The sequence below is a fragment of the Leptolyngbya sp. CCNP1308 genome, assembly GCF_034932455.1.
In the GTDB taxonomy this organism is placed as follows: domain Bacteria; phylum Cyanobacteriota; class Cyanobacteriia; order Phormidesmidales; family Phormidesmidaceae; genus Nodosilinea.
Genome location: NZ_JAYGIH010000073.1, coordinates 167,066 through 187,348 on the forward strand (window position 1 = coordinate 167,066; position 20,283 = coordinate 187,348).

Consider the following 20,283-nt stretch of genomic DNA (forward strand, 5'->3'; position numbering starts at 1 on the left):
GCCCTTTCACCGCCGGGGCCTTCGCTACGTGGGTTGAGTAACCGCAGGAAGATCGGACAGCGGGGTAGTTTTCTTCGTCATCATAGCCTCGACGGCGGCGGGCGATAGGGGGCGCGAGAACAAATAGCCCTGGCCCAGCTCACAGCGCAGCGCCTTGAGCTGGGCGTGGTGGCGCGGCGTTTCCACCCCCTCAGCCACCACATCGAGGCCTAGATTCCAGGCAAGACGCACCACCGACTGCAAAATCTCCAGCTTTTCAAAGTCCTGGTCGGCGTTCTCAATAAAGGAGCGATCGATCTTGAGGCAGTCGAAGGGAAAGCGATGCAGGTAGCTGAGGGACGAATAGCCGGTGCCAAAGTCATCCACCAGCAGCTTGATGCCCAGAGCCTTGATCTGTTCTAGGGTGGCGATAATGCTGTCTGAGTGGTCGATTAGCACCCCTTCGGTCAGCTCAATTTTGAGCCGATTGGCCCCAAAGCCCGTGTCGTCTAAGATCTGCTGAATTCTTTCGACGATGTGCTGCTGCGAAAACTGTTTGCTCGACATATTGACGCTGACCGTAAACTCGGCCATGGCGGGGTATTGCTCAGTCCACACCTGCATCTGCCGACAGGCTTCGGCCAGCACCCACCACCCCAAAGGAATAATCAGTCCGCTGGCCTCGGCAATGTGAATAAACTCGCTCGGTGGCAGCAGCCCTCGGGTGGGATGCTGCCATCGCACCAGGGCTTCAAATCCACAAATTTCTTCGTTGCTGATGGTGACAATGGGCTGGTAGTGCAGCCGGAGCTCACCGCGATCGATGGCCTGGCGCAGGTCGATTTCGGTTTGCACCCGCAGGTCTTGCTGCACCCGCAGCGAGCTGTCAAACACGTGCCAGCCTTGGTCAGGCCCGGCTTTCACCTGATACATGGCAATATCGGCATCTCGCAACCAGTCGGCCGCACTTTGGTAAGCCGCCGGCCCCAGCGCTACGCCAATGTTGGCGCTGACATAGACCTGCTGCTGCTGAAGCAAAAAGGGCTGCTGAACGATCGCATATATCTTTTCCGCCAAGTCAATGGCGCTAGCGCGGCTGTTCAGATCTTCAACCAAAATGGCAAACTCGTCGCCGCCCAGGCGCGCCACGGTGTACTCAGGGCGAGACTGGGACAGAAGACGCACGCCCAGCTCGATCAGCATTTCATCCCCTACCTGGTGCCCCAGATTGTCGTTAATAATCTTAAACCGCTCTAGATCGATGACCAGCAGCGCCATGGTGGGCTGGGAATCAGCGTGGGCGCGGGCCAGAGCCTGACCAAGACGATCCATAAACAGATGGCGGTTGGGCAGCCCGGTGAGAGGGTCATAGAAGGCTTGCTGCAGCAGACTGGCCTCCTGCTGTTTGGCGGCGGAGATATCTCGCAGGGTCAGTAGCGCACCGCCTGCACCCGCCCAAGGCCCGCCGCTACAGACCACCCAGCGGGTCTTGGGCGGCGACCCCACGGCCAAGATCAGTTCTTCATCGTGCAGACTCTGGCCTGCAAGCACTCGGCCCAGGGGCAGGTTAGGGGGAGCGAGGGGTCGATACTGCTGATCGAGCACCTGATAATCTGAAGGGTCGCCGCTACCGCCCAACCCGGCAATCCCCCCTGGTAGCAGTGCCTCAGCTGCCGCATTACGAAACAGCAGTACCCCCGCTGGGTCAACCACAACGACTGCGTCCGGCAGGGCGCTCAGCACGGCCCGGTACATTGCGGCATCTGGGCAAGAGGGCTGTGACATAGGGTCAGGGATAACAAAAGGGAGGTATCAAAAGCATAGAGCCAACCCCTCAGCGGGGGCGATCGCGGCCGGTAGATCTAGCTTGCCCAAAATCCTGACTTGGTTTCGCCCTCGGGGATCGCTATCGAGCCCACAGACCCCAACCACAGCTTTAGAAACTTAAGATAAAGTGCTGTAAAGGATGTGTAAGACCGCTGGGGGTTGGCTATCGGCGTCAGTTCAGGGAAGACCTCCAGGCTCTACACTAAAACTTGTGCATCGGTGGTGCGATTTGACTCAACAGTTCGACTTTCCCCATTGACCTAGGGGCCAAGAGCCAACGTTTATTTAGAGTGTTCCAACTCAATACTTGTCCGGAATCTCACCGCGACCGGCCCAACAGGCCGAGTTCGCGTCCTTGGAAAGATGTTTTTTAGTTGGGATACGCTTAGGTCGGTGGCAGCTCTATAATCGCCCGTCGGCATGGATATCCCCTCAGGCACTGGGGGCCGGTGTAGAGCTGTGGTTAAATGGCCAGGCTGACAAAGCTATTCTGGGCAGCATGGAGCAAACATTACTGGGAGGACGGTACCAAGTTGTCCGGCGGCTGGGGTCAGGGGGGTTCAGCCGCACCTTTTTGGTGACCGACATCCACCTGCCGAACCACCCGCGATGTGTGATCAAGCAGCTCAAGGTACAGGACAAGGATACAGGCACCCTCGATATGGCTCGGCGACTGTTCGACACCGAGGCGCGGGTGCTGTATCAGTTGGGCAATCACCCCCAAATTCCATCGCTCATGGCCCACTTTGAAGAGGGGCAAGAGTTTTATTTAGCTCAAGAATATATTGAGGGCAGTCGCCTCAACCGTCAGGTTGAAGAGGGGAAGCCCTGGTCAGAAACGCGGGTAGTACTGCTGCTGCAAGAGGTGCTGGAGATTCTTTCTTTCGTGCATCGCCAGCAGGTGATTCACCGCGACATTAAGCCCTCCAATTTGATTCGCCGCCACCGCGACGGCAAGCTGGTGCTAATTGACTTCGGGGCGGTTAAGCAGGTGACTTCATCTCCCCTACTCGATGCCGAAACCGGGGCCACCAACATCACCGTGGCCATTGGCACCCACGGCTACATGCCCAATGAACAGTACGCGGGCAAGCCGCGGTTTAGCAGTGATGTCTATGCGGTGGGCATTCTCGGTATTCGGGCGTTGACCGGCATCCATCCTCAAAAAATTCAGGAAGACCCCATCACTAGCGAGCTGGCCTGGCGGCAACACGCCCCGACGGTGTCTTCGTCGCTAGCGGCCGTGCTCGACAAAATGGTGCGCTACGACTTTCGCGATCGCTATCCCACCGCCCAAGAGGCGCTTGAAGCCCTGCAAAACCTGCCGAACCCCCTGCACGGGCTGGTGGGTAGCCAGATCTACCAAACCTGGATGAAAGGAGCCAACGGGCGCGGGCCAACCTTCCCTGGGGATGACAGCGACACCGCCATCGGCCCGACTGAGACCTCAGAGCCCACGGCTTTTGCCGACGATCAAGACTCTACATCTCTGTTTCCGGTCGATCTAGCCTACGGCAGCAATGGAGCGGTGCCGCTGGAATCCTCAGAGCCTGAGGGAGAGGAGTTCAAACCCGCCAGCCACCGTCGGTCGATGTTCGTAGGCGGTCTGTTGGGAGCGCTCAGCCTCTTAGTACTCTGGCGCAGCGGCATGACCATTGCCTTTGAGCCCAGTCCAGGGGCTGTCGTGCCGTTTCAGGCGGCGGCGATTCCGACCCTAACCACCGATTTTGGCCTGCTGCTGCCCCCTGAGGAAAAAGCCGCTTATATGACCCGCCAGGGCGATCGCCTGCGCCACCAGGGTCGCTACCCCGATGCCCTGGTCACCTACAACCAAGCCGTTGAGAGCCAGACGGATTACGCGCCTGCCTACCTGGGGCGCTGTCGCGCCCTGATTGCCCTCAAACGCCCCCTGGAGGCGATTGCGGCCTGCGACGACGCCCTCGCCTACAGCGCCTATTACCCCGAGGCCGTGCGCAGCAAGGGCAACGCCGAAGAACAGCAGGGAAAGCTGCTGGCCGCCCTGGCGCTATACGAGAGCACCAATCGCCTGATGCCAGCCATGTTTGAGGCCTGGCTAGACCGGGGCCGCGTGCTGCAAAAGCTGGGCCGCTCCGCCGAGGCGATCGCCGCCATTGACCAGGCGATCGCCCGCAACCGCGAATCAGCCGAAGCCTGGACCGTACGCGGCGAGGCCACCTGGGCTCTCCAGCGCTACGACCAGGCCATTATTGCCTGCGAAAAAGCCCTGCAAATTGACCCTGACTACGCCCCGGCGCAGGAACTGCGCCAGCGCGCCCGACAGAGTTTGGGGAGGTAAGGGTGATGAGGGTGATGAGGGTGATTAAGAGTTTTAGACTTTCGCCTTCCTCACTTTCCCCACCTACCTCACCCTCACCCACCTACCTCACCTCCTACTCCCCCAACACCTCCACGCGAAGCTCAGTCTCCAGCCTAGACCCCACCCGACTGCCCTCCTGGGTCGTGCCGCTCACCGGCAGGGTCTGCGCCGGGAATGGGCTGGCCACCAGAGCGATATGGCGATCGCTCACCGCTAGGCCGTGGGTGGGGTCAAAGGCGCGCCAGCCCCCGCCGGGCACATAGGCCTCAGCCCAGGCATGCAGGTCGCGTTCAAGGATCTTGGGATCGCCCTCTTCATAGCCGCTGACGAAGCGGGCCGCGATCCCCACCGACCGACAGGCTTCCACAAACAGCACTGCAAAATCGCGGCAGCTGCCCAGCTTTTTGCCCCAGGTAATGCCCCCGGGCCAGGGGTCACCCGTGGGGCGATTGACATACTCACAGGTTTCGTAAATGTGGCCGACTAGGGCAGTTAAGAATAGACCGACATTACCGTCTACCTGGTGGGCCAGCGTCTGGGCCAGATCCACCACCCCAGGCCCAATTGCGGAGGCATTGCCGGGAGCCAAATAGGGTGCCAGCACCGTCCTCAGGCTGGTGGGGTAATCGATGGGCAGCGTTGTAGCCCAGGGCTCCGCCAGATAGTCAAAGGGATTGGTGCGGTAGGTTTCGACCTCGGCGGTGGTGATAATCTCAAACTGTTCGACCGGGGTAGGGGCAAACCACAGACCCACGGTGCTGTTGCCATCGGTGTCGGCGATCGCGGTCTGCTGGGTCGGCGCTGGGGTGACCTCAAGGGCAAAATTCCGCAGCTGCTGGGCTCCGTCACTGCGGGGACGCAGCCGTAGGGTATGGGGCCGCAGGGTTATGGGCTGCTGATAGTGGTAGCGGGTTAAATGGCGAATTTGGTAGCGCATAGCCAATCGAGAATTGAACGGATTGAGAATTGAGCAGAAACCCTCACGGAGCACAGATGGACTATGGCGTCACATCAAGCATGGGAAACTTATTTTCTTTACTGCGAGCTTAACCACAATAGCCCTAGGAAAATCAGCGATCCCCAGAATTGGAGCAAAGAGGCGGGGATCCACACCTGTAGATTGTTAGATATCCACGCCAGACCACCACTATTCATCAACTTAGGGTTGTAAGCTTTGGCATCAATCTCAAGCCTGTCTGCTCTATCTAAAGACGGGGATCATTGCCCTGGGCTTGATCCCAAGATTAAGGATTTATAAAATAGAGTTGCGCCTCAAAAAAAACGAGGTGATAATAAGTATCAGGGAAGATGAGCTTTTAGCTTGTGGTTTTTGAGTATTGGCCAGGTAATTTTTGCAATGCATTTGCCCATTGTGAGAATTATTTTTAAAAAAACTAGCCTTCAAATAATATCCCTTACTTGTTCTGTAAAAAGCTGCCGGAGTCACAAAATGATTGGTCATTCTCAACAGGTACATTGCCCCAACTGCGGCCATTTAGCCGAAAGGCACCACATCACCCCCGACCAACTGGTGCGCACCCAGTGCGCCGCCTGCGACTATCTCATGATTACCTGTGCCCGCACCGGTAACGTAATTGAGGCCCACGCGCCGGGTTTATTTGCCGCTTCAGCTTGCTAGCTTAGGCTCAACCAATCGACCCGGCAACAGCCTGGGGTTCTTCCCCCCTAGGTCTCTAAAATCCACTATCCCCGACCTTGCCCCAGCGGCAGCGTCGGGGATTTTTGCTTGGGATCACTCATTGGGCCGTCTCTAGACAAGGCGGAGTTGGTATAGTCGCCATAGCAACAGGGCCAACGCAGCGAAGAGAGCAGCCATGGATATTATTTTGCGGGACGGCAAGCTGCCCAGTGGCGCACCGGTCGAGATTGGTCTCAAAGATGGACGCATTCAGGCCGTAGAGCCCCACCTGGCCCTTTCGGCTCCCCAGGAGGTTGCCCTCGGCGGCAAGCTGGTGAGCCCGCCCTTTGTGGAGTCACACATTCACCTCGATTCGGCTCTTACCGCCGGTCAGCCCCGCTGGAACCAGAGCGGCACCCTGTTTGAGGGCATTGAGATCTGGCGCGATCGCAAACAATCCCTCACCCTTGAAGATGTCAAAGCGCGGGCGATCGCCACCCTCAAGCTCCAGGCCCAGCAGGGGGTGCTCTACGTGCGCAGCCACGCCGACGTCAGCGAAACCAGCCTTACCGCCCTCAAAGCGCTACTTGAAGTCCGCGACGCTGTCAAAGACTGGATCACCGTGCAGGTCGTGGCCTTTCCCCAAGACGGCCTCTACGGCAGCCCCGGCAATCTTGAACTGATGGAAGAAGCCCTCAAACTGGGGGCCGACGGCGTCGGCGGCATTCCCCACTACGAGATGACCCGCGAAGACGGCGTGCAGTCTGTCCACCGCATTTTTGAGCTGGCCCAGCAGTACGATCGCCTGATCGACATCCACTGCGATGAAATTGACGACGACCAATCGCGCTTTCTGGAAGTCGTCGCCGCCTGTGCGGTGCGATCGGGCCTAGGGCCGCAAGTCACCGCCAGCCACACCACCGCCTTCGCTAGCTACAACAACGCCTACGCTTTCAAGCTCATGGGTCTACTGTCGCGATCCAACATCAACTTCATCGCCAACCCATTGATCAACATCACCCTCCAGGGCCGCACCGACACCTACCCCAAACGCCGCGGCGTCACCCGCGTCAAAGAACTCTGGCAGCAGGGCCTCAACGTCAGTCTCGGCCACGACTGCGTCCAAGACCCCTGGTATAACCTGGGCACCGGCAACATGCTCGACGTCGCCGCCATGGCCGTCCACATCTGCCAAATGACCGGTCAAGCCGAAATCGCCGCCTGCTACGCCATGATCACCATCAACGGTGCCAAAACCCTCGCCGTAGAAGACGCCTACGGCCTTGCAGTCGGCAAACCCGCCAACCTCATCGTCCTCGACGCCGACAGCCCCTACGACGCCATCTGCCGCCGCGCCACCGTGACCCATGTTTTCTCGCGTGGCAAGCTGCTGGTGCAGACGCAGCCCCCAGAGGTGAAGTGGGAGTAGGAAGTGGATGGATGGGTTAGTGGGTTGGCGAGGAAGGTGAGGAGATGAGAAAGGTGGGGGAGTAAGGGGTGAGGGGTGAATGTTGCCTCCAGGCCCATTTGCAAGATGGAGGTTTAAACCGATGATCGGTTAATCCTTTCCGTGAGGTCAAGGACGGCGGAACGTCCTTGTTGACGGGGTCTGGGGCCAGCAAAATGGCCCCAGCAGCAGATCTGGCTTTGCCCCCAAATTGTGCGCCGCAAGCTTAGATTTTTAGCTGAGAAAACCTAATCCTAGATGGTGGGCAGTGCCCACCCTACAACGGCCCTCTCCCCCAACCCCTCTCCCAGAGGGCGAGGGGAGCAACTCATTGCGTTTCTCTAATGAAAATAAGACGCCCCATTCACATCAAACGTCGCCCCCGTCGCATGGGGCGCTAACCCTGCCACCAAAAACGCCACCAAATTGGCGATATCCTGCGGCTCCGCCGGAGCCCCCATCGGGATATCCCGCGTCACATACTCCGCCCCCCGCTCCGCCATCACCTGCTCAATGCGATCGGTACGCACAAACCCAGGCGCGATCGCATAGGCCCGCACCCCATCCGCCGCAAACCCCTTCGCGATCGTGCGAGTCAGCCCAATCACCCCGCCCTTTGACGCCGCATAGGCCATAAATTCTGGCCCATCCCCCCGAAACGCCGCCCGACTCGCCAGATTCACCAACGTGCCGCCCCCCTGAACCTGAAAGTGGCGAATCGCCTCGCGACACAGATCGGCCATGGCCACGAGATTGACCTGAAGCGTATCTTGCCAGGCGATCGCCCACTGATCCCACTCAGCAGCGATGGCGGCGGCGGGCATCGTCGCAGCATTGTTGATCACCGCATTCACGCTGCCGCGCCAGGCTAAAGACTGCTCCCACAACGCTAAAGCCGCCCCCGGTACCGCCAAATCGGCCTGAACCAGGTGAGTGCGCCCGTGCCCCAGGTCAGCGGCAATCTGTTCAGCCTCGGCTTCCCCATGGCTGTAGTGAAGAATAACCGCCGCTCCAGCCCCGTGAAGCGTACGGGCGATCGCCGCCCCAATTCCCCGCGAGGCTCCCGTCACCAGCACCGAACTGCCCTGCAAATCAATTAAGGTCATAGCCATTGCCGTTAATAGTTCAGCGCCCAAAGTTTTGCCGCTGACTCACCCCCAAAACTGAGGAGCAGGGCAACCATAGCCAATGTACAGCGCAGCTCAACCACTCAAAAAAGTAAAGAAGCTTGCAATATTTATTTACATTGCGTTACAATAGCATTACAGATGCAACGGAGAATCCACCCATGACTACTAACGGTTACACCACCGAAGAGGGCGGTCGTCTGAACAACTTTGCCGTTGAACCCAAGGTTTACGTCGATGACAGCCAGCAGTTCGGCTTCAATGAGTATGCCGAAAAGCTCAACGGTCGCCTGGCGATGCTGGGGTTTGTGTCGGCGGTGCTGTTCGAAGCATCCACAGGCCACGGCATCGTGACCTGGTTGACCAGCCTATAGATCGAGTTTCTGCTGGGTTTGGGCGCAGACTGCGCCATTGAGCGATTAAATCGCCACCATCGAAAAAAGTCATCATTTCCACACCACGCTTCCAAAAATTCATGTTACGTTAAGTAACAGGATATTGATTTCGCACCTCTAATCATTTAGGAGATATCCACCATGGAAACCAACGAAACCAAGTTCGGCTTTGTAGACTTCGCAGAAACCTGGAACGGCCGTCTGGCTATGCTGGGCTTCGTCATTGGTGTTGCTACCGAGTATCTGACCGGGCAGGGCATCCTGTCTCAGATCGGCATCATGTAGGGTTCTTATAGCCCCACAGGTCAAAAAACTGAATACAAACCAAAAGGGGAGATGCTGGTTCTAGCACCTCCCCTTTTGGTTATGTCCGCCCATTGCAAAAACCGGTCAGCCGTTAAGGCTCTGAGCACCAAACTAAAACATGCGGGTGAGGGCAGTAATTTTGGATAGTTTGGCTGCATCTAGCCCTTCTAGCTCGTCTAGGCTCAGCCAGCCCTCTTTTACCAAACTCGAAAAGACAAACAGCAGCGCCGACTCGCGATCGTCATATTTGCCATCGAGTTCGTGGCGGCGGGCGCTGAGAAAGTCGTGGAGTTGCCAAAGGTCATCCATGCTGTTGAGACTGCTGGCGCGATCGCGCACAACCTGCACCAATCCGCTAATCTCGCGGCTGTAGGCCGTTGCGATCGCCTCCTGAGCAAGGGCTTGTTCTTCAGTTGACCACTGGAGTTCGCTGGTATGCATTACGACTTTAATAAAGAAGGAATCTCGGGAAAAGACCAGTGAAAACGCTGTAACCACCAATCGGCCCAGCCGTTACCCAGTCAATGATTTTGTTTAACGTTTCTCTATATTAGAGACATGTTGCAAAACTTTGCAATATCTCCTGGATTCTGAGCGAGCCTCGATCCCCTTCATACACTTACTCTAGCTAAGCCCAAAATAATTCCTGGCTGCTGGGTTCTTCCGTCTTGGGAAAGACCCAGCAGCCAGGAAAAGAGACATGGGTAGGCAGCGATGAATCCTAGCCTCAAAGGAAGCTAAGTCAAGTTGGATCCTCAGTCTAGCGATCGCTCAGCTATCCAACTCCTGCCATCGTTTGCCTAACGCACCAGGTTGAGCAGTTCCTTCGGTGAAGCCAGCAAATCAATAGCGACAAAGAAAATTTTGTCCTCGGGGTTGAGCAAAAATCGCCAGGCGATATTCATGCCGACCCCCGCACCAAACCAGGGAGTCTGCACTTTGCCCGTCACCTTAATTTGGGTAAAGCCATCTTCAGCCTGCTCGGTAACCCCGCGCTCAGGAATCAGCTTGAGGTTTTGGCAATCTTCCTGAAAAAACCGGAGAATGCCCTCTTTGCCGGTGATCGGACGCTGAAAGGGAGGCTGTAGCGCCCCGTCGGGAGTAAACAGCTCGATCAACGCCGTGAAGTCGTTGGCATTGAGGTTGTCCATGTAGGCCAGCACTGTGGGGTTAGTAACTCCCTCGATAGTGACCTGGCTGCGCTTGGCCATATCTTGGGGCGGCGCAACCGGCTCAGAGACGCGGGTGTAGCTGCCCATTTGCTTGGCATCAAACCCCATATCGACCACCGCATTGCGGAGCACCGTAATCTGCTGCCCAGACTCTAGGGTGCGAATCGACTGCAACACTGCGGCGGCATTGGCCGATAGCTTATAGCCTTCAGGGATAGGCGCAACCGAGCCTTCTTCCATCCACTGGCCCAGGCGATACCAAAAGCCGAGCTTAATGTTGGGCGACCAAGTCGAGTAGGTGCGACAAATGGGCGTATCGGCCCGGTTCGCCAGGTCGCACATCGTCTGAGACTGCTCCTGAAAGGACATCTTGCGAATTTGTTCCATGGTGGCTTCAGCAAACTGCATGCTGGCCGCACCAGGGGCCGCGATGGTAATACTGCTTCCCATTTCTAGGTAGGCGAACCAGATCAGAGCCAGCTGGTCTTCAGCGCTAAGCTGGGTAAAGCGGGCAATGGTTGCGGGTACAGAATCCGCCGTTAAAGTATTAGGGAAAATATTACGAGCTGAATCGATCGTAAAAGGCATATTGAGTTTCCTGAGGAAAGGCGGGGCGTCTGCCAGTGATTTCGAGCATTTTCATCAAAGCTTGACCCCTCAAGGCTCAGTCTACGCAACTACGAGACATGGCCCCATAAAGAAATGAGAACCGATGTTGCTTCCTATAGAGGTTGATCTAGAGAAGAGATAGCGTTTATCGATGGGAAATCGTCGATAGATCAGGCTGATGGCTCTGGTTTGGGGCCAAAATCCTTAGAATGGAGATGGCCTCTCAATACTTTTGGTAGCTATAGCCCATGGAAACGCTTGCCCTTACCCCGCCTAATGTGGAACAGGTTTTAGATGAACTGCGCCCCTACCTGCTGGCCGACGGCGGCAACGTAGAGCTCGTTGAAATCGACGGCCCGGTAGTCAAACTTCGCCTACAAGGGGCCTGCGGCTCTTGCCCCAGCTCGGCCATGACCCTGCGCATGGGCATCGAGCGTCGCCTGCGCGAATTTATTCCTGAGATCGCCGAGATCGAGCAGGTATTTTAGGCAAAGTGAGGGGGTAGGTGATACCCATACAAGCCTTCACCTACCCACCCACAGTTCACCTGAGCCCCCGTGCCTAAGGCTTTTCCGTTTGCTGATATCCTATTCTCTTGGTGTGGGTTTAACCCGTTGCCTAAGGGCCAAGTTGTAGGGGACTGCTGTGCTAGATCTAAAGCAAATACGAGAGAACCCCGAGCAGGTGCAGTCTGCTCTGGAAAAGCGAGGCAAGTACGATTTGACCCCGCTGCTAGAGCTAGACCAGCAGCAGCGCCAGCTAGAGACGGCGCGATCGCAGCTCCAAGCCCGCAGCAACGAGATCGGCAAACAGGTCGGCCAAACCATTAAAGCCGGAGCCGCCCCCAACGGCCCCGAAGTCACCGCACTCAAAGACGAAGGCAACCAGGTTAAAACCGAGCTGCAAACCCTGGAACCCCAGGAGCGCGAGATCAAGGCCCAGATCGAGGCTATTCTGCTCGGCCTGCCCAACCTGCCCAGCGACACCACCCCCATCGGCAAAGACGAAACCGAGAACGTCGAAGTGCGTCGCTGGGGCGACGAGTATTTGCCCAAAGCCTCCGCAAAACCCCACTGGGAAATTGGCGAAACCCTGGGCATTCTCGACTTTAAGCGCGCCGCCGAGAAAATTGCCCAGAGCCGCTTCGTCGTTCTAAAAGGCGCGGGTGCTGCCCTGGAGCGGGCGTTGATCTCCTTCATGCTCGATCGCCACACCAAAGCGGGCTATTACGAAGTCATTCCTCCCTACCTGGTCAACTCGGCGGCACTCACCGCTTCAGGCCAGCTGCCCAAGTTTGCCGAAGAAAGCTTTCAGTGTCGCAACGACGACCTCTGGCTGACCCCCACCGCCGAGGTGCCCCTCACTAACCTGCACCGCGACGACATTCTTGCGGCTGACCAGCTACCGATTCACTACTGCGCCTACACCCCCTGCTTTCGCCGTGAGGCTGGCAGCTACGGCAAAGACACGCGCGGGCTAATCCGCCTCCACCAGTTCAACAAGGTAGAGATGTACAAGTTTGTGCATCCCGAAACCTCCTTTGATGAGCTAGAGTCGCTGGTGGGCGATGCCGAAGACATTCTGCAACAGCTCAAGCTGCCCTACCGCGTGCTGGCGCTGTGCACTGGCGACCTGGGCTTCTCAAGCTGTAAAACCTACGACCTTGAAGTGTGGATGCCCTCGTCTGAGAGCTATCGCGAGATTTCCAGCTGTTCCAACTGCCTAGATTTTCAGGCCCGCCGCGCCAACATTCGCTTTAAATCAGCGGGTCAAAAAGGCACCCAGTACGTCCACACCCTAAATGGCTCGGGGCTAGCCATTGGCCGCACCATGGCCGCCATTCTAGAAAATTATCAAGAAGCTAACGGCTCGGTGCGAGTGCCTGAGGTGCTGCAACCCTACCTCAACCGCGAGTATCTCTAGGCGTTTACAGGGGAAAGCGATAGACAATTGCCCCGGTGTCTTTGACATCGAAGGAGGCGTTGAGCACCTGGGCTTTTTGATCGAGAAACGCCTTGGCCTGCTCGATCGGCACCTGCGCTGCCGCCGCAAACTGAATAATGGTGAGATCGCCCGCCTGGTTTTGAAGCAGCTGTAAAAACATCTGCTCTTGCTGGAGTGACAGTGATTGGGATATTTGCCGATTGCTGTGGCGCAGATTCCACGCTAGCCAGCCGCCTAAGGCAGTAGGAGCTAGGCCAAAGACGACCAGAGCAACCCCAGCTTCAGCGGAGTCTTCAAGTTCAAAATCATCGCCAGACCCAATTGCGTAGACAGCCGCCAGCAGCGGAATGGATAGCCCAAATAGCAAACAAGCTCCAGCCAACGCCTTTTGTACTGTTCGCATATCCGTATCCTCCTTCCCAAATCGATCTCGGTTTGTGACAGCAATACTAGCCATCTTCTTGCCGATTTGCCTAGCTCAACCACAAGTATCTGTAGACGCCTATAGGGGAAAGCGGTAGACTACGGCCCCGTTGTCTGAAACGTCGAACGAGGCATTGAGCTGCTGCGCTTTTTCGTCGAGGTAAACTTTGGACTCTTCTAGCGACATTTGGGTTGCGGTGGCAAACTGAAGCACGGTTAGGTCGCCCTTTTGGTCTTGAAGGAGCTGTAGAAACCGCTGCTCTTGCTGATCGGCGAGGTCTTCTAGCGATCGCTCATGTTGCTGACGCAGATTCCAGATCAACCAGCCCCCTAAGGCCGCTGGCGGCAGTCCAAAGAATGCTAGAGCGGCCATTAACCCCGATCGATCTTCAGGGGTGGTATTGGGATTGAGGCTCTCAACCGTTGCCATCATTATGATGGGCAGCCCAATGAGCAAGCAAACCCCAGCTGACACCTTTTGTAGCAGCCGCATAGGTATCCTCTACAGATCTAGATCGATTGTGGCAGTAATTTTGCCCATTAACGTCTCTAGCTTACCCACAGAGGCTCAGCCCGTTGAGGCGCTATCCGAGTTATTGACTTATGGTTCAGCAGCTTGGGTGGAGTTTAAGACTTAGGCTCACAAAGCAAACAACTGCTTGAGCACCGACAGGCGAGAGCAATCCCAATAGTCAATATGAGATATCACCTTGCCGTCTTCCCCTAGCCCAAGCTCACTGCGACCGGGGATACTCATACGCGGTTGCCAAGGTACCGGAGCTATCCAACTCAGCGTCCAGCGTGTGTCAATTTGGCTGGGGCTAGAGTACTCAATCCCGTGCAGTTGCAGATTGACATCCTTAAACCAGTGACTGATGAAACCAATCATGCGCCTGTAGCGATCGACGCCGCGAAACTGGTTCAGCGGATCTTTAAAGTGCACATCTTCAGCGTAGAGATGGTAGCTCTGATCGTCAGGAAACCGCTGGTAGTCGAGGCGAATCTGTTCGAGAATATCCACCTAAAGAATCTGGGAGAGAAACTTCTGGGTACGGTCTTCGCGGGGGTTGCTGAAGAACTCCTGGGGCGTGTTTTCTTCGACCAGGTAGCCGCCATCCATCAGCACCACGCGATCGGCCACCTCGCGGGCAAAGCCCACCTCGTGGGTAACGCACACCATGGTCATGCCCGAGTCGGCCAGACCGCGCATGACATCGAGCACCTCGCGCACCATCTCGGGGTCAAGGGCGGAGGTGGGTTCGTCAAACAGCATCACCTTGGGCTGCATGGCGAGGGAACGGGCGATCGCCACCCGCTGCTGTTGCCCCCCCGACAGCTGGCCCGGAAACTTGTGGGCCTGCTCTAAAATACCGACCCGCTCCAGCAGCTGCATGGCCACTTCTTGGGCTTTCGACTTAGGCCAGCGGCGCACCCAGATCGGAGCCAGGGTGACATTTTGCAGCACCGTCAGGTGGGGAAACAAGTTGAACTGCTGAAACACCATGCCCACCTCGCGGCGGATGGCCTCAATGTTTTTCAGGTCGTGGGAAATGGTGATGCCGTCTACCTCAATGCTGCCCTTTTGATAGGGTTCGAGGGCATTAAAGGTGCGAATAAACGTGGACTTACCCGACCCAGACGGCCCCATGACCACCAGTACCTCACCCTTGTAGACCGTCATGTTGACGCCCTTGAGCACGTGGAAGCCATTGTCGTACCACTTCTCCACGTCGCGGGCCACGATCACGGGTTCGCTGCTGATTTGGCGGGCAGAGGGTTGCTCCGTCTGAAACTGTGTCATGAAAGGTTTCCTCTTAATCGCGCCTCTAGGGCTGCTAACAACTCATTGAATCGAAGAAAACAGATAGCTAGCCCGAAAGAGCAGGCCTGCTAGCATAAGATAATGCTATTTTGCCTTAACCCTAGGGGGTTTCGAGATTTCAGACTGTTAACTGTTACACGTAGAGACACACAGTAGGCCATCCCTAGTGGTCAGTGTTGAGCTTTTCCTCAATTTTGCGGCTAGCTAACGACATGGCGTAGCAAAAGAACCAGAAAATGACCGCTAAAAATAAATAGACTTCGGCGTAGCGGCCTAGATAGGTCGGGTTGGCCAAGATCGATTTACCAATCCCTAGCAGCTCGGCCAGCCCCACAATCGACAGCAGCGTGGTGTCTTGAAACAGGCTAATAAACTGCCCCACGATCGCCGGAATGGCAATCTTTAAAGCCTGGGGCAGCACGATAAAGCCGAGGGTCATGGGGGTACTTAGCCCCAGGGAAGCCGCCGCCTCATTTTGGCCTCGGGGAACTGCTTGCAGACCGGCCCGCACGTTTTCAGCCAGGTAAGCGGCGCTAAATAGAGCCAGGGCAATAATCGCCCGCAGGATGCGATCGGGGCGCGACCCCAGGGGCAAAAACAGCGGAATCATCACCTGGCCCATGAATAACAGGGCCACCAGGGGCACTCCCCGCACTAGCTCAATGTAGGCGGTAGACAGCCACCGCACGATCGGCAGTGCGCTACGCCGCCCCAAGGCCAGCAGCAGACCCAGCGGAAAGCACAGGGCAATACCGCTAATCGCTGTGAAGAGGGTTAGCAGTAGGCCGCCCCATTCGTTGGTAGATACCCGAGTTAGGCCCAGGCCGCCACCAATTAGCCATAGGGCCACAAAGTACGACAAAAACCAGGCCAACGAGAGCAGTTTGCCAACCCCTGGAAACTTGCGCGCTACCTGCCGACCTGCCGCTGCTGCCACAGCAACTAAAGCGACTATGGGCAGCAGTTTGAGGGAGCTAGGTCGCGTGGGCGGAAACAGCACAATAAACGCACACACTACAGCTAGGCCAATTAGCACGCTGCGGCTAAATAGCGTTGAGACATTGCGCCCCAGCACCCCCCACGACAAACCGGCCAGGCCGCAAACAATCGCCAGCAGCGCCCAAATGCGCGGGTAAAGTGCTGAGGGAAAGGTGCCGGTCATAAACAGGCCAAAGTTGTTGGGAATTACCCCCCACTGGGCGGTGGTCAAGGCCCACGATACTAGGCGAAAGAGACCCCAACCAAAGACCGCCACAATCACTACGGTGAGCAGACTGTTAAACCAGTCGCTAAACAGGTTCTTTTTGGCCCAGGCCCTCGGCCCGAGGGCCACTACGTCGGGCGGTGCAGAGGAGAAAGAGTCGGGGGTAACGGAGGTCATGGCTTAGCGCTCCTTAAACTGCACGGTCTGGTTGAGCTGGTTCATCACCAGGGTGATGAGCAGGCAGAGAATCAGGTAGGTGGCCATCAGCACCACAAACACCTCCACCGGGCGACCGGTTTGGTTGTAGGTGGTGGTGGCAACTGAATACATTTCGGGAAATGCGATCGCAAAGGCCAGACTGGTGTTCTTGGTCAGGTTCATGTACTCGCTGTTCATCGGCGGAATAATCACCCGCATCGCCTGGGGAAACACCACCAGCCGCATGACCATGCCCGCATTGAGCCCCAGGGTGCGGGCCGCTTCCCACTGCCCCTTAGATACCGACTGAATACCCGCCCGCACAATCTCGGCCACAAAGGCGGAAGTGTAAAACACCAGCGCCGTCAGGGCGGCCACATACTCTCGCGACAGCCGCAGTCCGCCGGTAACGCCGCCGCCCTCCAGCCCCTCGGGAATAGTCCAGTTCATGCCTATGGTAATAATGGCTAGCCACGCCAGCCCCAACACCGCCAACCCCAGCGATTGAGCCCGGCCCCCCACGCCGGTTTCAATGCGAACTTTGGTGCGCCACTGCCACAGCCAGAGGGCTGCGATCGCAGCCCCCACAGTCGCCGCAATGCCCAGCACCGCCAAGATCGCACTGCTGGCCCAGGGAATGTAGACCCCCCGGTTGTTCAAAAACGCCAGCCCCAGCACACCAATCTGGCTTTCGGGGCGAGGCAGCGCGCCATAGATAGCGAAATACCAAAAAAACAGCTGGAGCAGCAGCGGAATGTTGCGCACCAGGCCCACGTACAGCCGACTGAGCTTATGCACCAGCCAGTTTTTCGAGAAACTGGCCACCCCCGCCACCACCCCCAGCAGCGTCGTCAGAGCAATGCCACCGGCCACCAGCGTCAGCGTATTGCCCAAACCCACCATCAGCGCCCGCCAGTAGGGATCGTTCGGACGGTACTGAATCAGGCTCTCGCCAATGCTAAACCCCGCCTGGCTGCGCAAAAAGCCAAAGCTAAAGGGACGCCCCAGCTGAGTCAGGTTGCGGTTCAGGTTGCCCAGAAAAAAGCTCAGCAGAGCCAGAACAACAACCAGCGTAATCACCTGAAAGGCAATCTTCCAGAAGCGTTCGTCCCGCAGCATCGCCTTTAGATCAAAGGACTTGCTGCCGCTGTCGTGGGCCATCTGTAGATACCTGCGTTAGATCAGTGCAAAAGCTGTAAGCAAAATAATCCAAGAGGGATGTCAAGAAAAGTTCAATTTGTTACAAGGATTTATGAAAAAGGCGCAGCCTAGCTGCGCCTTTTTCAACCCACTAGGCTGTTACGCAGGCGACGTTAGCAGGGCTCAACTGCTGCCAACGTCGCCTGTGTACGGCTAGGGATGGTTTCTAACGGAAGGGGGGCGCATACATCAGGCCACCCTCAGTCCACAGCGCGTTTTGGCCCCGCTCTAGACCAAACTGCGAACCAGCACCCACGTTGCGCTCGTAGATTTCGCCGTAGTTACCCACTTGAGTAATCACCTGAGTCATAAAGTCATTGGACAGGCCCATGTCAGACCCCAACGTGCCCTCTTCGCCCAAGAATCGAGCAATATCAGGATTCTCGCCACCTTCAAACGTGGCAATATTCTCCGAGGAAATGCCAAATTCCTCAGCCTGAATCAGACCGTAGGTGACCCACTTGACCACGTCAAACCAGGCGGAGTCGTTGTTGGTAGTCACAGGGCCCAGCGGCTCCTTTGACATGGTGACTTCGAGCAGGGTGTGCTCGTCGGGGTTGGGCAGGGTGCTGCGGCGGGCCACCAGCTGAGACTTGTCGGAGGTCATACCCTCGCAACGGCCCTCATCGTAGGCGGCGTAGGCGGCGTCGGCATCCTGAAATACCACAGGCTCAAAGTCTACACCCAGCTGGCGCATCTGGTCAGTCAGGTTGAGTTCGGTGGTGGTTCCGGTTTCCACACAGACGGCCTGACCGGCAAAGTCTTCTAGATCGGTGATGCCGCTGTCTGCACGCACCAGCATACCCTGACCATCAAAAAAGGTGGTGGGCGCAAACTCAAGACCCACGCTGGTATCGCGGCTAATGGTCCAGGTGGTGTTGCGGGAGAGCATGTCAACTTCACCCCCCGAGAGGGCCGTAAAGCGCTCGGTCGAGTCTAGGCGACGGTACTCTACGGCTTCGGCATCGCCCAGTACGGCAGCCGCGACGGCCTTACAGACATCGACATCAAGGCCGGTGTAGGCGCCGCTTTCGTCAACAAAGCTAAAGCCCGGAATACCACCGTCGACACCACAGACTAGCTGTCCGCGCTCTTTGACGACGTCAAGACGGCTCCCACCAGCGGGAGCGGCTTCCCCATCGGCGGTGGTAGTAGTAGTTCCGCCACCACAGGCGGCCAGCGTTAGCCCGAGGGCAGCTGCGAGTAAACCCCACTTGCGCATGAATCAATCCTCACTCACAAAAAAACACCGTAAAATTTACACTCAACCCATTGGAGTGTTGCACTTGGTTAACAGTCCAATGGTTTGAGTTTTCATTTTGTATCAAGGATAACAATATGCCGGAGGGAAATATAAACCCATCCGGATCCAAAAAATCTTAACCATTTTGAAAGAGCACTTTTGCTATTCCCAGGCAGACCTCACCCTTGAGTCTGGCAGTATCTCTTGCTAGCGCTCCTGGGCTAAATCTCGAATGAGGGGAATCTTAGCGCGAATATAGTGATGCAGCTGATCGGTTTCCGCCGGATCAATAGGCTGCTGCCTGACAAACTGGTCTAACAGCCAGCAAACCAAGCCGTTGTCATCTAAGGCAAGAAGATGACTGCTCTGGGACCGTTCTACCAAAGACCACAGGTGTCTTAGAAGCTGGGGGTTCATAGCAGCTATTAATAATTTCTTTAGATTTATACTAATGCACCCGTCATCTGGCGCAACAGAGCTTGGGTTTTATTAATTTTTTCTAAGGATGCGATCGCTGACATCTATCCCAGGGTCGAGGTTGCTGGGGGAATAGCTGTCGGAGTCAGCCCAAGCCACTGCGCGGGCAACGGTGCAGATACCCCCGACGGCAATGCCGTTGCGCCGTAGGGTTTGGGCCGCCGCCTGGGCCGTGGCCCCGGTGGTAAAGATGTCGTCGAGCAGCCATACCGTAGATTGCTTCAGGATCTTGACCTGGGACGGGTTGACGGTGAAGGCTTGGGCCAGGTTTTGCTGCCGGCTGAGGCGGCTGAGACTGTGCTGGGCCTGGGTCGCCTGCACCCGCAACAGGCCATTGCTGTGGAGGGGTAGCCGGGTGAGCCGACAAAACCACTGGGCTAGCAGCTCGGCCTGGTTAAAGCCCCGCTGCTGCAACCGGCTGGGGTGGAGGGGAATGGGCACGATCGCCACTGGTCGAGCCAGATCCTTCGGGCAAGGGCCGCGATCGAGCCAGGTTTGCCCCAGCTCGGTGCCCAAAAACTCGGCCAGGCGGGGGTGGTTACTGTATTTGAGGCTGCCAATAGCCTGGCGCAGACTGCCTTCGTAGCGGCCCCAGCTCACCACCGCCAGACCAGGAATGCTGCGATCGCAGGGGGTTTGCGCCTGGCACTGATGCACCTGACGGCTACAGCTGGGACAGAGCACCGCAGGCGTCGATCGCTGGCACAGGGGGCAGGGCTCGGCCAAAAACAGGCTGAGCACCTGGTGTTTACCCTGGCTGAGCCAGGTTTGAACTGAGGAACGGGTATGCATAGGGTCTGCCCTGAATGCCTGAACAGCTGATATGGCCCGAATCTATTGTCGAGGCCGCAGCGGGCAGGGACGAGGGTAGAAATAGGGATCTGCACCGGAAAACAACATTCCCCCTAGCCGGGTAGAGGGCGAAGACGATGG

General features: G+C 57.0%; 20 protein-coding genes. 7 read left to right on the forward strand and 13 right to left on the reverse strand.

Annotation, left to right across the window (positions count from 1 at the left end; all coding sequences use genetic code 11):
- Nucleotides 1-24: 24 nt before the first annotated feature.
- A complete protein-coding gene (locus VB780_RS17460; protein ID WP_323352450.1) occupies nucleotides 25-1,764 on the reverse strand; it encodes a putative bifunctional diguanylate cyclase/phosphodiesterase in 1,740 nt (579 codons plus the stop codon).
- A 541-nt stretch (nucleotides 1,765-2,305) separates the two neighbouring features.
- On the opposite strand from VB780_RS17460, the gene VB780_RS17465 reads away from it, so the two are divergent.
- Nucleotides 2,306-4,123 carry a serine/threonine-protein kinase gene (locus VB780_RS17465; protein WP_323352451.1) on the forward strand — a complete coding sequence of 606 codons (1,818 nt, stop codon included), beginning with the start codon at nucleotides 2,306-2,308 and terminating at the stop codon, nucleotides 4,121-4,123.
- Nucleotides 4,124-4,217: 94 nt separating this feature from the next.
- On the opposite strand, the gene VB780_RS17470 is transcribed toward VB780_RS17465, so the two are convergent.
- Entirely contained in the window at nucleotides 4,218-5,081 is an 864-nt protein-coding gene (locus VB780_RS17470) for a transglutaminase family protein (protein ID WP_323352452.1), read from the reverse strand.
- Nucleotides 5,082-5,594: 513 nt separating this feature from the next.
- Between VB780_RS17470 and VB780_RS17475 the strand changes: the two genes are divergently transcribed.
- Nucleotides 5,595-5,783: a replication restart DNA helicase PriA gene (locus VB780_RS17475; RefSeq protein WP_323352453.1), complete on the forward strand. Its 189-nt coding sequence runs from the start codon at nucleotides 5,595-5,597 to the stop codon at nucleotides 5,781-5,783.
- Between the two features lie 196 nt (nucleotides 5,784-5,979).
- On the forward strand, nucleotides 5,980-7,212 hold the full coding sequence (codA, locus tag VB780_RS17480) for a cytosine deaminase (RefSeq protein ID WP_323352454.1): 1,233 nt from the start codon (nucleotides 5,980-5,982) through the stop codon (nucleotides 7,210-7,212).
- 359 nt (nucleotides 7,213-7,571) lie between these two features.
- Here the strand turns inward: codA and VB780_RS17485 are convergent, their stop codons facing one another.
- Nucleotides 7,572-8,336 (reverse strand): SDR family oxidoreductase, encoded by a 765-nt coding sequence (locus VB780_RS17485; RefSeq protein WP_323352455.1) that lies wholly within the window; start codon nucleotides 8,334-8,336, stop codon nucleotides 7,572-7,574.
- Nucleotides 8,337-8,518: 182 nt separating this feature from the next.
- Here VB780_RS17485 and VB780_RS17490 point away from each other — a divergent pair, with 182 nt between their 5' ends.
- Nucleotides 8,519-8,731 carry a chlorophyll a/b-binding protein gene (locus tag VB780_RS17490; protein ID WP_323352456.1) on the forward strand — a complete coding sequence of 71 codons (213 nt, stop codon included), beginning with the start codon at nucleotides 8,519-8,521 and terminating at the stop codon, nucleotides 8,729-8,731.
- A gap of 162 nt (nucleotides 8,732-8,893) precedes the next feature.
- Complete coding sequence (locus tag VB780_RS17495) at nucleotides 8,894-9,037, forward strand: chlorophyll a/b-binding protein (protein ID WP_323352457.1); 144 nt, start codon at nucleotides 8,894-8,896, stop codon at nucleotides 9,035-9,037.
- A gap of 132 nt (nucleotides 9,038-9,169) precedes the next feature.
- Here VB780_RS17495 and VB780_RS17500 read toward each other — a convergent pair whose 3' ends face one another.
- Complete coding sequence (locus VB780_RS17500) at nucleotides 9,170-9,499, reverse strand: hypothetical protein (protein WP_323352458.1); 330 nt, start codon at nucleotides 9,497-9,499, stop codon at nucleotides 9,170-9,172.
- Between the two features lie 359 nt (nucleotides 9,500-9,858).
- On the reverse strand, nucleotides 9,859-10,818 hold the full coding sequence (locus VB780_RS17505) for an orange carotenoid-binding protein (protein ID WP_323352459.1): 960 nt from the start codon (nucleotides 10,816-10,818) through the stop codon (nucleotides 9,859-9,861).
- 269 nt (nucleotides 10,819-11,087) lie between these two features.
- Here VB780_RS17505 and VB780_RS17510 point away from each other — a divergent pair, with 269 nt between their 5' ends.
- Both VB780_RS17510 and serS read left to right on the forward strand, forming a co-directional pair.
- Entirely contained in the window at nucleotides 11,088-11,327 is a 240-nt protein-coding gene (locus VB780_RS17510; RefSeq protein ID WP_017299982.1) for a NifU family protein, read from the forward strand.
- A 157-nt stretch (nucleotides 11,328-11,484) separates the two neighbouring features.
- Complete coding sequence (gene serS / locus VB780_RS17515) at nucleotides 11,485-12,762, forward strand: serine--tRNA ligase (protein WP_323352460.1); 1,278 nt, start codon at nucleotides 11,485-11,487, stop codon at nucleotides 12,760-12,762.
- Between the two features lie 4 nt (nucleotides 12,763-12,766).
- On the opposite strand, the gene VB780_RS17520 is transcribed toward serS, so the two are convergent.
- The 8 genes from VB780_RS17520 to VB780_RS17555 all read right to left on the reverse strand — a co-directional run bounded on the left by VB780_RS17520 (nucleotide 12,767) and on the right by VB780_RS17555 (nucleotide 20,142).
- A complete protein-coding gene (locus VB780_RS17520) occupies nucleotides 12,767-13,186 on the reverse strand; it encodes a hypothetical protein (protein WP_323352461.1) in 420 nt (139 codons plus the stop codon).
- Between the two features lie 99 nt (nucleotides 13,187-13,285).
- Nucleotides 13,286-13,639 (reverse strand): hypothetical protein, encoded by a 354-nt coding sequence (locus VB780_RS17525; protein WP_323352462.1) that lies wholly within the window; start codon nucleotides 13,637-13,639, stop codon nucleotides 13,286-13,288.
- Nucleotides 13,640-13,846: 207 nt separating this feature from the next.
- Nucleotides 13,847-14,227, reverse strand: coding sequence for a DUF2358 domain-containing protein (locus VB780_RS17530; RefSeq protein WP_323352463.1), 381 nt, complete (start codon nucleotides 14,225-14,227; stop codon nucleotides 13,847-13,849).
- A complete protein-coding gene (locus VB780_RS17535) occupies nucleotides 14,228-14,953 on the reverse strand; it encodes an amino acid ABC transporter ATP-binding protein (protein ID WP_416349245.1) in 726 nt (241 codons plus the stop codon). It lies immediately after the preceding gene.
- Nucleotides 14,954-15,191: 238 nt separating this feature from the next.
- Complete coding sequence (locus VB780_RS17540; protein WP_323352465.1) at nucleotides 15,192-16,409, reverse strand: amino acid ABC transporter permease; 1,218 nt, start codon at nucleotides 16,407-16,409, stop codon at nucleotides 15,192-15,194.
- A gap of 3 nt (nucleotides 16,410-16,412) precedes the next feature.
- Nucleotides 16,413-17,591 carry an ABC transporter permease subunit gene (locus VB780_RS17545; RefSeq protein WP_323352466.1) on the reverse strand — a complete coding sequence of 393 codons (1,179 nt, stop codon included), beginning with the start codon at nucleotides 17,589-17,591 and terminating at the stop codon, nucleotides 16,413-16,415.
- Nucleotides 17,592-17,796: 205 nt separating this feature from the next.
- The gene (locus VB780_RS17550; protein WP_323352467.1) at nucleotides 17,797-18,852 is read right to left on the reverse strand and encodes an amino acid ABC transporter substrate-binding protein; all 1,056 of its coding nucleotides are present in this window, start codon (nucleotides 18,850-18,852) and stop codon (nucleotides 17,797-17,799) included.
- A 510-nt stretch (nucleotides 18,853-19,362) separates the two neighbouring features.
- Nucleotides 19,363-20,142 carry a ComF family protein gene (locus VB780_RS17555; protein ID WP_323352468.1) on the reverse strand — a complete coding sequence of 260 codons (780 nt, stop codon included), beginning with the start codon at nucleotides 20,140-20,142 and terminating at the stop codon, nucleotides 19,363-19,365.
- Nucleotides 20,143-20,283: the final 141 nt, after the last annotated feature.